This window comes from Pyxidicoccus sp. M6 (genome assembly GCF_055568925.1).
Genome location: NZ_CM145714.1, coordinates 5,375,406 through 5,387,734, shown reverse-complemented (window position 1 = coordinate 5,387,734; position 12,329 = coordinate 5,375,406). Strand labels below are relative to the sequence as shown.

General features: G+C 69.1%; 9 protein-coding genes. 2 read left to right on the top strand and 7 right to left on the bottom strand.

Annotated elements, in window-relative coordinates; translation table 11 throughout:
• Positions 1 to 160 precede the first annotated feature (160 nt).
• The 6 genes from lanKC to ACVTJA_RS21500 all read right to left on the bottom strand — a co-directional run bounded on the left by lanKC (position 161) and on the right by ACVTJA_RS21500 (position 7,247).
• Entirely contained in the window at positions 161 to 2,812 is a 2,652-nt protein-coding gene (lanKC, locus tag ACVTJA_RS21525; protein WP_465838791.1) for a class III lanthionine synthetase LanKC, read from the bottom strand.
• A 544-nt stretch (positions 2,813 to 3,356) separates the two neighbouring features.
• The gene (locus ACVTJA_RS21520; protein WP_465838790.1) at positions 3,357 to 4,508 is read right to left on the bottom strand and encodes an amidase; all 1,152 of its coding nucleotides are present in this window, start codon (positions 4,506 to 4,508) and stop codon (positions 3,357 to 3,359) included.
• 91 nt (positions 4,509 to 4,599) lie between these two features.
• Positions 4,600 to 5,196: a biotin transporter BioY gene (locus tag ACVTJA_RS21515; protein ID WP_465838789.1), complete on the bottom strand. Its 597-nt coding sequence runs from the start codon at positions 5,194 to 5,196 to the stop codon at positions 4,600 to 4,602.
• Positions 5,197 to 5,321: 125 nt separating this feature from the next.
• Positions 5,322 to 5,795 (bottom strand): DoxX family protein, encoded by a 474-nt coding sequence (locus ACVTJA_RS21510; protein WP_465838787.1) that lies wholly within the window; start codon positions 5,793 to 5,795, stop codon positions 5,322 to 5,324.
• A gap of 59 nt (positions 5,796 to 5,854) precedes the next feature.
• Complete coding sequence (locus ACVTJA_RS21505) at positions 5,855 to 6,301, bottom strand: MarR family winged helix-turn-helix transcriptional regulator (protein ID WP_465838785.1); 447 nt, start codon at positions 6,299 to 6,301, stop codon at positions 5,855 to 5,857.
• Positions 6,302 to 6,728: 427 nt separating this feature from the next.
• Positions 6,729 to 7,247, bottom strand: a complete 519-nt coding sequence (locus ACVTJA_RS21500; protein ID WP_465838783.1) for a DoxX family protein — start codon at positions 7,245 to 7,247, stop codon at positions 6,729 to 6,731.
• A 492-nt stretch (positions 7,248 to 7,739) separates the two neighbouring features.
• Here ACVTJA_RS21500 and ACVTJA_RS21495 point away from each other — a divergent pair, with 492 nt between their 5' ends.
• On the top strand, positions 7,740 to 8,483 hold the full coding sequence (locus tag ACVTJA_RS21495; RefSeq protein WP_465838782.1) for a glutathione S-transferase family protein: 744 nt from the start codon (positions 7,740 to 7,742) through the stop codon (positions 8,481 to 8,483).
• Positions 8,484 to 8,794: 311 nt separating this feature from the next.
• Entirely contained in the window at positions 8,795 to 10,195 is a 1,401-nt protein-coding gene (locus tag ACVTJA_RS21490) for an FAD-binding protein (RefSeq protein WP_465838780.1), read from the top strand.
• 138 nt (positions 10,196 to 10,333) lie between these two features.
• Here the strand turns inward: ACVTJA_RS21490 and ACVTJA_RS21485 are convergent, their stop codons facing one another.
• Entirely contained in the window at positions 10,334 to 11,935 is a 1,602-nt protein-coding gene (locus ACVTJA_RS21485; protein ID WP_465838778.1) for a hypothetical protein, read from the bottom strand.
• Positions 11,936 to 12,329: the final 394 nt, after the last annotated feature.

Sequence of the window (12,329 nt, the reverse complement as noted above, 5' to 3'; positions counted from 1 at the left end):
CGGCCGCCTGCGACAGACAATCACCTTCGTTCACATGGGGCGAAGTGCTTGGATTGACTCGCGATTCCGCAGGAGACGTGGGCCAGGCACGGCCGCTTCGGAGCGCGGCCGTGCGTAGAAGACACTGCGGTGGAGGCAGTGGCGGGGGCGCGGCCCTGAATCAACTGGCGTCGCCAACGCGGAGGTCGAGGTCGTGGAACCTCCGTCTCCCCCGCGTCGCCACCCGGTGCAGGAACAGCCCGATGCCCGCGCCGCCCAGCCCATAGTCGTGACTGATGCGCTGGAGGTAGCGGCCCGGAAACGCCACGCCCTGGGGCCTGTCGATTCGGAACAACAGCGACTGCATCGCCTTCCTGCGCGCCTGCTCCAGGTACCGGGACTCCCCCGTCACCCGGTACATGTCCAGCAGCGTCTCGCCCATGGAGGCGAGCCCCTCGAAGAGGTGGGGTGCCGCGGAGAAGAACGCCGCGCAGCCACGCGCCGCCTGGTGCGCCAGCGACAGGTAACGCTCCTCCTTCAGGACCTCGTAGAACCGGATGAGCGAGGAGGTCACCCCCGCGCCCCCGCGCAGCCAGTAGGGACGGTGTCCCGGTTCGCCGGCGGTGACACCCCAGACGAGCCCACCGTCCCGTTCCTGCGCCTGCGCCACCTCGAAGTCCATGGCCCGCCGCGCCGCTTCCAGGTAGCGGGCCTCGTTCGTGACGCGCCAGAGGGAGAGCAGGAAGAAGGCCATGCCGCTCCCGCCGCGCGCGAAGCCGAGCGGGACGGAGCCATCCTCCCGGCGCCAGCAGAGGCCGGCCTCCGAGCGCTCAGCGGTCTCCAGCAGGTGCTCCCCTGCCCTGCACGCCAGCCCGAGGAACTTCTCGTCCCGCGTCCGCTGGTGGAAGGCCAGCGAGGCCAGCCCCCAGCCCGCGGCCCCGTCGAACATGTCCACGGCCTGGAAGGCCAGCGGTGACCTGGGAATCATTTCCAGGAGCTCCAGCCCCCGCGCCTGGAGCCCCAGCTCCGCGAAGCTCCACGCGACGCCCGCGATGCCCGAGTAGAGCCCCGGCGCATACGAGGTGACGTCCACGGGCTGCGCCAGCAACCACTCGCGGACGGCCTGGGGGAGCTCGCCCAGCGCGTCGTGGAGGAACAGCGCCGTGCCACAGGCGCCATGCGCCAGGTTCAGCGCGTTCGTCTGGAACGCCATGGGGTCTGGCGGGAAGAGCCGGTCCGTCCGGCTCGGGTCCATCACCGCCAGCATGTGCCGCGCGAGGCCGCGGACCGTGTCGCTCAGCAGGTCGGCCTCCGCCACCACGGGTGGAGAGGCCTCGCTCGGGAGCACCCTTCGCCGCGAGGGAGTCCAGGACGCCGCCTCGTGGCGCGCGTCATCGGCACGTCCCTCCAGCAGCGCCTGGATGATGCTCCGCACCTGGGGAGGCAACCCCGCCTCCACGAAGTGGTCGAGGATGCGAAACGGCGGGTGCGCCTTGTCCAGCTCGAACAGGTTCTGGATGGGACAGACGAGGTTGTAGAGGAGCATGCCGCACGCATAGAAGTCGTCGGCGGGCTCCAGTGTGTCCCCCCGGCGGCGGTCCGGCCTGCGGAAGCCCGGGTTGAACCACTGGGCAGAGAAGGCCGAGGCCTCTCCCCGAACCAGGGCCCCCTCGAAGTCGATGAGCGTGAGCTCGCCCGTGTCCCGGTTGAGCAGGACATTGCCCGGAGAAATATCGCCTACCACCATGCCGCGCGAGTGGATGGACTCCACCGCGTCCAGCAGGCGGAGCGCCAGGTCCCGCCACGCGGTGCAGAAGCGCAGGACGCGCTCGGGCTCGTCCACGTGGGTCAGCACGATGAAATCCTCGCTGACCCGAACCGTGGCCAGCGGCACCCCTTCCACGAACGAGACGGCGAGGAACCGGTGCTCCCATGCCTGGAACAGCTCGATGAGCCGCGGCACACAGGGCAGCCCCTGGAGACGCTGGAGGTTGTCGTGCTCCCGCTGGAGCGCGGTAATGGCATCCACCGTCCGCTCCCCGCCCAGCCACGTCTCCGTATGCGGCCGCGCCTCCTTGATGCAGACGGTGAGCCCTGTCTGCTGATCGATGGCCCGATAGACCCCGCCCGTGTTCGTGAATGAGAGCGCCTCCACCACCTGGTAGCGCCCTCCCAGCAGCCCGGTGCCGTCCTCCGGCTCCGGCTCATCCGGGAGCGGGTCCTTCACCCACTCGGGAAGTTGGAAGTACGGCGTCCGCACATCCGGGACTCCCGTGCCGTCTGGCTTCAGGATGAGAGTCTGCCGTGTCCCGTCCGTGAGCAGTTGATACATCCGCTGGAAGCCGCCGTACCGGTAGAAGACCACCTTGCTGTCCCGGTACTGCTTGTCCGAAAGAATATAGGGGCCTTCCAAGTCCTTCGTGGCCTGGTGGAGGGCTTCGATGAGCCGCAGGAAGGACGCCTCGTCCGGGGGATAGATGGTGACGAACTTGCCCGAGCCCCCTCGCGAGTACCGCTTCGAGTTCTGGAAGCGGAGCAGCCTGGGGTCGGCGACCACCTTGAACATCACCTCCGCCCGGACACACTCCGGGACGACCCGCTGGAGGACCGTCCGGGCCTCCGCCGCGGGCGAGGAGATGTGGACCTTGAAGCCCTGCGGCTTCAGGACCGTGCGCTCCGAGCGGGCCTGGAGAAAGACATCGAAGCGGGAGACCTTCCAGTCCGCCGGAAGCCACGACCGGAGGAGGTCCGAATAGGTCGTCGTGATGGGGAAGCGGCCCAGCGACTCGAAATACTCTCGGTCGCTGTAGGTGAAGGACGCGAACTCCTCCATGCGAGGCTCCGGGGCGCGACGCGATGATGACTTCGGCCACCTGCCCCGGCGCTGTCGAGCCGCCGAAGCAGGTGACCCACTCCCCACCCTTCATGCCAGGAGGACGGGCGCCTCGAGGCCTTCGGGAACGGGCAGGTGAGGCTCAGCCATTGCCATTACAGATGTTCGAGCTGCAGCCGAGGCTGCTGGTGCTGTCGCGGAGACACTCCTCCTTCTGGTTCGTCGGGAGCTGCTGGAGCGCGAGGATCATCTTCTTCACTGCGGACCTCCTGTGTGAGGGATTGCAGCGCCTGTAAAGGCAAGCAGATGCTAGGTCCCGAAAAACCAGAAAGGCAATAAGGCAGACATTTGTACAGGAACACAGCTTGCGCTCAGGTGGGTGACGCGGATGCGATTTGGGCCCGGGGGCGGAAAAATGAAAGGGAACCGGAGCGGCTTCAACCCGGGAGATTGTCCAGTCCGGCGCGGGGACAGCCCCCGGGTCTGTTCATGACTCGGGGGCTCGCCCCTCGCGGGCGTGCTTCAGTCCGGGGAGCACGAAGCCTCAGCCAAGCCCCCAGCCGAGCAGGGCCGCGTCCTGTCCCCACGGCGCGACCCACTGCACGCCCACCGACAGCGCACCGAGCGGACGCGGGAGACTCAGCGTCGGCGCGCCCAGCAGGCTCCATGGCGCGGTGATGCGCAGCACCGCACGCCGCACCGGCAGCACTCCTTCGAGGACGGCGACTTCTTCCTGGTCCATCCGTGGCGCCACGTCCGGCACCGCGGGGCCGAGCAGCATGTCCACCTCGCCGAACAGCGCCTCCAGTCGCGTGCGGTACGCCTCGCGCCTGGCGCGCGCGGCCGCCACGTCCGCGGGGCTCAGCGCCGCCCCCACGCGCAGGTTCGCTTCCGTGGCGGCGATGAAGCCCGGCGCTTCGCTCGCCAGGGCGCGCGCATGGATGGCCGCCGCCTCGCTCAGCACGATGGCGGTGTACGCATCCATGACGTCGGGGAAGGCCACCTGCGTGATTCGCGCCCCCAGCCCCGCCAGCCGCGCCGCTTCTGCCTCCACCACGGCCCAGACCTCCGGGGTGACCCAGGCACGAACGTCCCACACGCCCACCCGCACGCCCGTCCACGCCCGGGGTGCCACGGCCTCGCCCGACAGGGCGGTGTGGACACGCACCACCCCGCGCACGTCCCGCGCGAGCGGCCCAGTGTGGTCGCAGGTGAAGCTCAGCGGCAGCACACCGTCGGTGGGCCATGCGGCACTGCCCTTCGTGGGCTTGAAGCCCACGACGCCGCACCACGCGGCCGGCACGCGGATGCTGCCACCGGTGTCCGTGCCGAGCGCGAAGTCCACCTCGCCCGTCGCGACGCTCACGGCCGCCCCGCCACTGGAGCCTCCGGCCACACGCGTGGAGTCCAGCGGGTTGCGCGTACCGCCGAAGGCGTTGGCGCCGGTGATGCCCAGCGCCACCTCATGCAGGTGCGTCTTGCCGACGAGCGTCGCCCCGAGCCCCAGGAGTCGCGCCACGAGAGGACTGTCCCCCACTTCGGGCAGGACCGCCCGCGAGCTGCCCCTGAGCGGCCAGCCCGGCACGCCGTACAGGTCCTTCGCGCTGAACGTCAGTCCCGCCAACGGCCCGTCCGCCGCGCCGCGAAGAGGAGACTCCGGGCGATACGCCCAGGCCCCGTATGGGTCCATCGTCATGCCCGGAGCGTACCCGACGCGGAGGGAGTCGACGTGAAGAGGCGCACCCATCCGGCGAGTCCTGAACGCATCCCGCGAACCGCGTCGGCTGTCATTCCTCGCGAGGACGCCCGCGCCGCCAGCAGAGCGGCATCAGCGTGGCGGCGATGGCGGCCTTGACCAGCGCCCCCGGGACGAAGGGCAGGAACCCCTTCTGCACGGCCGTGGCGACCTCGAGCCGGGCAACGACAGCGAGCCAGGGCACACCGACGGCGAAGATGACCAACTGTCCGGCCACGAAGAGTGGCAGGGCCTTCCACGCGGAGCGGTCCAGACCGCGGCGCGCCGCCAGCCCCACCAGGAAGGCCGCCGGAATGAAGCCCACCAGGAAGCCGCCGGTCGCCCCGAGGACATGCTCGAAGCCACTGGCGCCCCGAGAGAAGAACGGCAGTCCCACCGCCCCCATCAGCACATAGGCCAGCTGCCCGAGCATGCCGCGCAGCGGCCCGAGCGCCGCGGCGGTGAGCATGACCGCGAGCGTCTGGCCGGTGATGGGCACGGGCGAGCCAGGCACCGCGACGGCGAGCTGCGAGAGGAGCGCGGTGAACAGGGCGGCTCCGAGCACGAGCATCACATCATGCGCCCGCGTATGGGCGAACCGGTCGGCCAGGACGGCGGGACGTGGCTGGACGACGGGTGCAGCGACCAAGGTGGACCTCCGGAGCCGGTCAGCACGAAGAGCTGGGACGCCGCCGGGTTACCCGCCCGCGCCCCGGGACGCAACCCTCGCCTCAGTCTCCGCGCACCGGGCCGCAGCCCTCACGGTGAAGGGCCTCAACGCCCGTCGAGCGACACGGGAGCCGTGGAGCCGTCACCGCGGCGCTTCGACGCGCGATAGGCCGCCCACGCGCCGGTCGACCAGAGGGCACAGGCGACGAGGACGGGCTGGAAGAAGAGCCGGATGAACCGCGCCCTGTCGGTGTCGAGACCGAACGCGCTGATGCCGTTGGTGTACTGCGAGATGTTGCCCGGAAAGACGGCGACGAAGAACGCGGCCACCACCCACCCGACTTGCGTGCGCAGGCGGCGCGCGAAGAGGAGCGCCGCGCCGAGCACGAGCTCGACCACACCCGAAGCAAGGACGACGAAGTCCGCATCGAGGGGGACCCACTTCGGAACCTGGGCCAGGAACTCGGTGCGGGCCCACGTGAGGTGGCCCGCCCCCGCGAGGAGCAGGGAGGCTCCCAGCCAGATGCGTGCAAGGGTCTTCAGCAGACTGGGGCGTGCCACGGCAGCGTCTCGAGACATGAATCCTCCAAGGGGAATTCGTGGATGCGGGCCGGCACACCGTGAGCAGCGGATGCCCCTCAGTCCTCGCGACGGCCCTCGCCCTGCGCGTGGATGGCGCGCGTCAGGGACTGCAGCGCTTCGCGAAGCTTGATGATTTCATCGACGGGGACACCGACGCTGCAGACGAGCTTCTCCGGCACGGATTTCGCTTTCTGTTTGAGGCTCTTGCCCTGCGCGGTGAGGAAGATTTCGACGATGCGCTCGTCCTGCTTGTTCCTGCGCCGTGTGACGAGCCCCTGGGCTTCGAGCCGCTTGAGCAGCGGGGTCAGCGTGCCCGAGTCGAGCGTGAGCTCCTCACCGATACGCTTCACGGAAAGCCCGTCGTTCTCCCAGAGGACGAGCATCACGATGTATTGCGGATACGTGAGCCCCAGCGGCTCCAGGAGCGGCACGTACGTGGCGGTCACGGCGCGAGAGGCCGCGTAGAGCGCGAAACAGAGTTGGTCGGAGATTCGAAGGCTCATGACCGCGCCCTATCACATGCGAATGGAAGTGGCCGTCCCGAGCGCCTCGGCGAGGAGTCCGACCGTGGAGCAAGCGAGCGTCGCTTACACCCCGCGCAGGGAGAGCGGCACGTTGCCGCGCGTTGCGTTCGAGGAGGGGCGAACCTCGTAGGGGTTCGGGCTGGCAGGCGTCGACATGGTGGACTCCTTCTGCTCGCGCGGCTCTGTCGCCATGAAATATTGCGTCCAATCGAATTGTGCGCAATTCTTTTTTTTGAAAGAGGGGCAGGAACACGAGATTCCGGTGGGCGCCCTGCGCAAGCCGCCCCGGACTTCGACCCACAGGCCACGGCGGAGCACCTGGAGTCGACGTTCTTCCATGAGGGCACCCACCACCGGACGAGGCCGGACAGTGACGTGTCCCCGCCCCTGGCTGAACCCCAGCTGCTCAGGTGGGGGCCTCTCCTGATGCCTGGACCTGAAAGCGGGGCATTGGATTGAGCACCAGGTAGATGGTGATCAACAGCAGGGCCAACTCCAGCGGCAGCCGCCAGGCCTGGGTCGTGACGGCGATGTGATTCACGCGCACCGGGTGGCCGAGCGCATTGGGCAGGCCCACGGTGAAGAAGGCCACCAGCATGTCCACCATGAGAGGAAGGGCCGTCAGGCGGGTGACGCGCACGGAATGGGAGCGCGGCAGGAAGGCGGCCAGCATCAGGAGAATGCCGCAGACCATCTCGACCCAACACACCATATAGGCATTGAAGAGCGGAAATGGCACGCCAATGGCACCGAGGTAGATGGCGAAGCCTTCCGGCCCCCGAGGCAGGACGACGGCGTCAGTCCCCAGGTGAATGGATGCGAAGAACTTCACCTGGCCCAGAAAGACGAACACCACCCCTGCAATGACTCGCAGGGCAAACCGGTGTGGGGATTCCACGAAGCGGACAGAATCACGGGGGAGCATGACGTCTCCTTGGCTATGTGTTTGGTTTCAAATCCAGACACCACGACTGATTCGCATACACCCGTGCCGGGCCCCAGCCGGGTGTAGTCGCCACGACGACGTCCACGGCCAGGGCACCACGTCACACGTGGCGCCACCGGAGACGCGTCCCCTGTGGATTGCTACGGCCCCCCTACCGGCCGGTCGGTTGACCCGCTTTACTGCAAGGTGCACCGGGCCAAACGGCAAGTCAATAGCTGTAAATCGTGTTTCATCAACAACAATCCATACTTAGGGAGGGGGCGCTGCGCCTCGGCCCATCCGGTAGTCGCTCTCGTAAAGGCGGCCGCCGCCGTGCGCGCCGCAGCGGTGTCACAGCCCCTCCCCTCCCCTCCCTTCGGCATTTCCATGGCCGGGCGTCATGCGAAGCCCATCGCCTGGGGCGGGTTCCCGCCGGCGCTGGCGCTGAACCGCGGACACGTGCGCATTCCTGGCCAGATACACTCTGGCTCCATGAGCACGAACGCACTTCCGTCCCTGACCCTGCTCGAGCTGCCCGACGCGGGGCTGCCCGACGTCGAGAGTTATTCCCCCTTCTGCCTCAAGGTGCACCGCGCCCTGAAGTACGCGGGCCTGCCCTACACACGGCGCTGCGCGGGAAACCCGGCGTCTCACCGGGCCCACAATCCCACGGGGCAGGTGCCCGTGCTGCTGGTGGGTAGCGAGGCCGTGCCGGACTCCACCGCCATCCTCGCCCGAATCATCCAGCTCGCGCCGGGGCGCATCGCCTCCAGTCCGGAGGCCCTGCTCTGGGAGGAGCTGGCCGACACCGCCGTCAACGGCTTCCTCGTGGCGGCCCGGTGGGCGGACGAGCGCAACTGGCCATTCAGCCGCGCCGCATACTTCGGCTCCATGCCGGCGCCAGTGCGCGCGGTGGTGCCAGGGCTGCTCCGCCGCAAGGTGGTGCGGTCGCTGGTGGCGCGTGACGTGTGGCGCGCGGGCCCGGAGGCGTGCTGGCGCCGGTTCGAGGCACAGTTGGACCAGCTCGACGCGCGCGCTCCGGAGCAGGGATTCTGGCTCCCCGGCGGGCTCGGCGTGGCGGACCTGGCCCTCTTCGCCCAACTGCACAGCCTGCGCACGCCGCTCACGCCGTGGCAGGCGGACCAGGTCGCGCGCCGCAAACGGCTGAGCGCGTGGCTGGACCGGGTGGACGAGGCCACCCGCGGCACGGCCACGCCCCTCCGCGCCGCGAGCTGAGGCCGCGCCCCCTTTCCAATCCCTCTCATGTCCCTGCTCATCGGAGGGCGGCCACCCCGACATGCGCATCCGGGGGGCAAGGACGCGGAAGGAGGAGTGTTTCCGAGCGGACTGCCGGAGAGGACCCAGACAATCGGGTCAGGACACATGGTGGGAGTCACCCGCGCCGTCCTGGAACTGCTCCGGTAGGCAGGCCCAGGATGAGGTCCATCCCGGCCGGCGACGTGCCGTTGCCGGATGCCTGACATCGAGGGGGAATCTCCATGGCGAGTCGAAGTCTCTCCAGGCGGACGTTGCTCCAGGGGGCATTGGTGGCAGCGGCATTCAACCCCGTGAGCCGGAGCTGGGCCTCCACGCCAGAGCCCGGCGCGGTGCCCCTGCCACCGCTGGATGGCGAGCTGCTGATGGACGCGGCGTCGCGCACCGCGGCCGCGGAGGACTTCGGCCACATCCGCCACCGCACGCCGTGGGCCGTGCTCGTCCCCGGCTCGGTGAAGGACATCGTGACCATGGTCCGCTTCGCGCGCCGCCAGGATTTGAAGATCGCCGCCGCGCGAGGCCTCGGCGAGAGCCACAGCACCTTCGGCCAGTCCCAGGTGGAGGCGGGCATCGTCATCGACATGTCCACGCTGTCGACCATCCACGAGGTCTGTGACGACAGCGCCTGGGTGGACGCGGGCGTCCGGTGGCACGAGCTCCTGGCGGCCACGCTCCCCTCCGGCAGGAGTCCTCCAGTGCTCACCGACTACATCGAGCTGAGCATCGGCGGGACGCTGTCGGCGGGAGGCATCGGTGGGCAGGCGTTCCGCTGGGGCCTCCAGGTGGACAACGTGCTGGAGCTGGACGTCGTCACGGGCCGGGGCGAGCTCGTGCGGTGCTCACGCTGGCGCGAGCGGCCCCTGTTCGACGCCGTGCGCTCGGGGCTGGGCCAGTTCGGCATCATCGTGCGAGCCCGGGTGCGGCTCGTCGACGTGCCTGCCAGCGCGCGGACCTATACCGCGCTGTACGACGACCTCCACCGCTTCATGGAGGACCAGCGGCGGCTCATCGAGGACGCCCGCTTCGACTACGTGGAAGGCTTCGCCCTCCCCTCCAATGGAGGCTGGGCGTATCAGCTCGAGGTGGTGAAGTACTTCACCCCTGGCGCGGAGCCGGACGACGCGAGGCTGCTCGCGGGGCTCGGCTTCCAGCCCGGGACGCTGCAGGTGCGGGACAGCAGCTACTTCGACTTCGTCAACCGGCTCGCGCCGCTGGTGGAGCTGCTCAAGCAGCTCGGCGTCTGGTACTTCCCCCACCCGTGGCTGGACATGTTCGTCCCCGCACGGTCCGCGGAGGCGTTCGTGCAGGAGGTGCTCGCACAGACGACCGAGGCCGACATGGGACAGGGGCCCATCCTCCTCTACCCCATCCGCTCCGCCGAGCTGACCACGCCCTTCCTGCGCACTCCCACGGACCGGCACGTCTACCTCTTCTCGCTGCTACGCACCGCCATCCCGCCGACGCCGGAGAACGTGGCCGCCCTCGTGGAGAAGAACCGCGCCATCTTCGAGCAGCTCACCGCCATTGGCGGGAAGATCTACCCGGTCGACGCCGTTCCGATGAGCCCCGCTGACTGGCGCCGCCACTTCCATCCCTTCTGGGAACGCTTCGATCACGCGAAGCGGCGCTACGACCCGGACCACGTCCTCACGCCGGGCCAGGGCATCTTCTGACCCTCGAAGACATCCACGGGTGACGCGTCCGTGAGGTTGTGGGCACGCGAGGCGTGCCTCATCCACTTTCGAAGACACAGGAACCGATGAGGCAGAAAACCACAGGCATCCCCCTCGACCGGGAAAAGAGGGTGGCGCTCAGTGCGCTTGCGTGCGGGAGTCCTCCGCCATGGAGGACGCGCCTGCCGGGACGGTGCGCTGGCGGTTGAGCTCCCAGATGGCGCGCCAGCGCTCCCGGGTGAAGAGAGGACCGCGAACCACCAGGGTCAGCGTGTCCAGGTACCGGGCGACGGCTGGATCCTCCACGACGTTGCGACCGGTGCGCAGCGTCTCCAGGTAGCCCGGGGGGATGTCCCGGTCGAAGTGGCCGATGCGCCACCAGCGCCGGGGGCGGACCATGCGCGCCAGCAACGGGTCCGTCAGGGCATAGATGTCCACGTAGTGGAAGGCGGGCCCGGCGCAGAAGCCCTTCATGCCGATGCTGTGCGCCGGCAGCACCGCACCCTCGGGATGGGCGGCCAGGTCCGCGAGCCCCTCCGTGCAGAAATAGTACGCGGGCCACTGCTTTCCCGGACGCCAGTGACGAAGGCCGGCGCCCTCCGCGTAGACGGCACGCTCGTCGGTGATGCCCTCGGGCTCCAGCTGACGTGTGTTGTACCAGCGCAGGGGCTTCACGCCCGCGGCCTCGGCCACGGCGGTGCCCAGCGGGCCGGGCACCTGCGACAGCAGCAACACACCGAGCGCCACCCGCACCGTGCGGAGGGACAGCGCGGGCTTCGCGAGCAGGCCCAGCAGCACCGCCACGTAGAGCGGCGCGGTGAAGAAGCGGCCCGCCATGAAGTCGCCGCCCACCCGCACCACATAAGCCAGGTACAGGACGACGCCCACCGCCCCCGCCACCAGCACCGGCCTGCGCGAGCGCACCGCCGCCCCCAGGCCCACCAGCAGCACCAGTGAGGTGAGCGGGTCGAAGCGCGTGGAGATGTCCAGGTATTTCAGGCCCTGGAGCGCCATCTCTCCCGAGGGCACGCCCGTGTTGAGCTTGGCGTAGGCCGTGTTGGGAAAGGGGAAGCCGAAATAGATGACCGAGAAGACCTCCCACGCCAGGAAGGGCACCTGCCCCAGTACCAGCAGCCCCAGGGTCCGCCAGCTCCGCGCGTGCCACACCTCCCACAGCAGCGCGGGACCGGCCACCAGCGCCAGGTCCATCCGGTTGGTGAGCAGCAGCGACGCCAGCAGCGACAGCAGCCCCACCCGGTACCGCCCCCCTGCCTCCGGCCGCGCCAGGACGAGGAAGAAGCTCCCCAGCAGCAGGTGCGACAGCGGATTCTCGAGCCCCGAGGTGGAGTAGTCCACGAAGGCACGCGAGCCGGTGAGCGCCAGCACCGCGAGCAGCGCATGGGTGCGCGTGGGGGCCGCCCGCAGGCACAGGAAGACGGCCCCCAGCGACACCGCGCTGGAGAGGGCCAGCGTGGTGAAGTACTCCTCGCGCGTGACGGCATAGAGGGCCGTGACGAGCAGCGTCCACAGCGGGCACGTGAAGGACTGCACCCGCTCCACCACGTTCCACCGCAGGCCATACCCTCGCACCAAGTGGTCCACCGAGCGCAGCAGGATGTAGGCGTCGTCGCTGAGCCATGCATGCCACAGCACCACGCCCAGGAAGAGGGCGCAGGTGGCCAGAAGGAATGCACGCGGAGCAGGCCGGGGAATCGTCGCGGAGATGGAATCGAGGGACATGGTGGAGGACGACCGCGGACTCCATATCACGGGCCTGCCGCCTGTCCGCGCCTCCACCGAGACGGAGCCTGTACTCGAGCGCATCCGCCCCCGTCGATGGGAACGCCGCGCAACTCGAGCAGCCAGGATTGGAACGCCGACCAGGCGGGCGCGGAGAGGTGTCGGAACTCCACGGTCTGTCCTCGCACAGGCACCAGGCCCGCTCCCTCAGGAGCGATTCGGGCCGACGCCGCACGAGCGTCTGCCAGACGCGCCACTCACTGCGCGCCAACACTGCGCCTGGCCGGCGACTTGCGCCGCCGGACTCCATACGCAGGGCATTGGCACGGAGCCATATGCGGAAATCCCTGTCACGGGAAACCCATACAGCAAGGAGTCCGTAAAAATGAAACAC

Bases quoted from the DNA above. Each gene is read 5' to 3' on its own strand.
- ACVTJA_RS21505 (WP_465838785.1), bottom strand. From the start codon at position 6,301: ATGAGCCTTCGAATCTCCGACCAACTCTGTTTCGCGCTCTACGCGGCC.
- ACVTJA_RS21510 (WP_465838787.1), bottom strand. From the start codon at position 5,795: ATGTCTCGAGACGCTGCCGTGGCACGCCCCAGTCTGCTGAAGACCCTT.
- ACVTJA_RS21495 (WP_465838782.1), top strand. From the start codon at position 7,740: ATGAGCACGAACGCACTTCCGTCCCTGACCCTGCTCGAGCTGCCCGAC.
- ACVTJA_RS21520 (WP_465838790.1), bottom strand. From the start codon at position 4,508: ATGACGATGGACCCATACGGGGCCTGGGCGTATCGCCCGGAGTCTCCT.
- lanKC (WP_465838791.1), bottom strand. From the start codon at position 2,812: ATGGAGGAGTTCGCGTCCTTCACCTACAGCGACCGAGAGTATTTCGAG.
- ACVTJA_RS21500 (WP_465838783.1), bottom strand. From the start codon at position 7,247: ATGCTCCCCCGTGATTCTGTCCGCTTCGTGGAATCCCCACACCGGTTT.
- ACVTJA_RS21485 (WP_465838778.1), bottom strand. From the start codon at position 11,935: ATGTCCCTCGATTCCATCTCCGCGACGATTCCCCGGCCTGCTCCGCGT.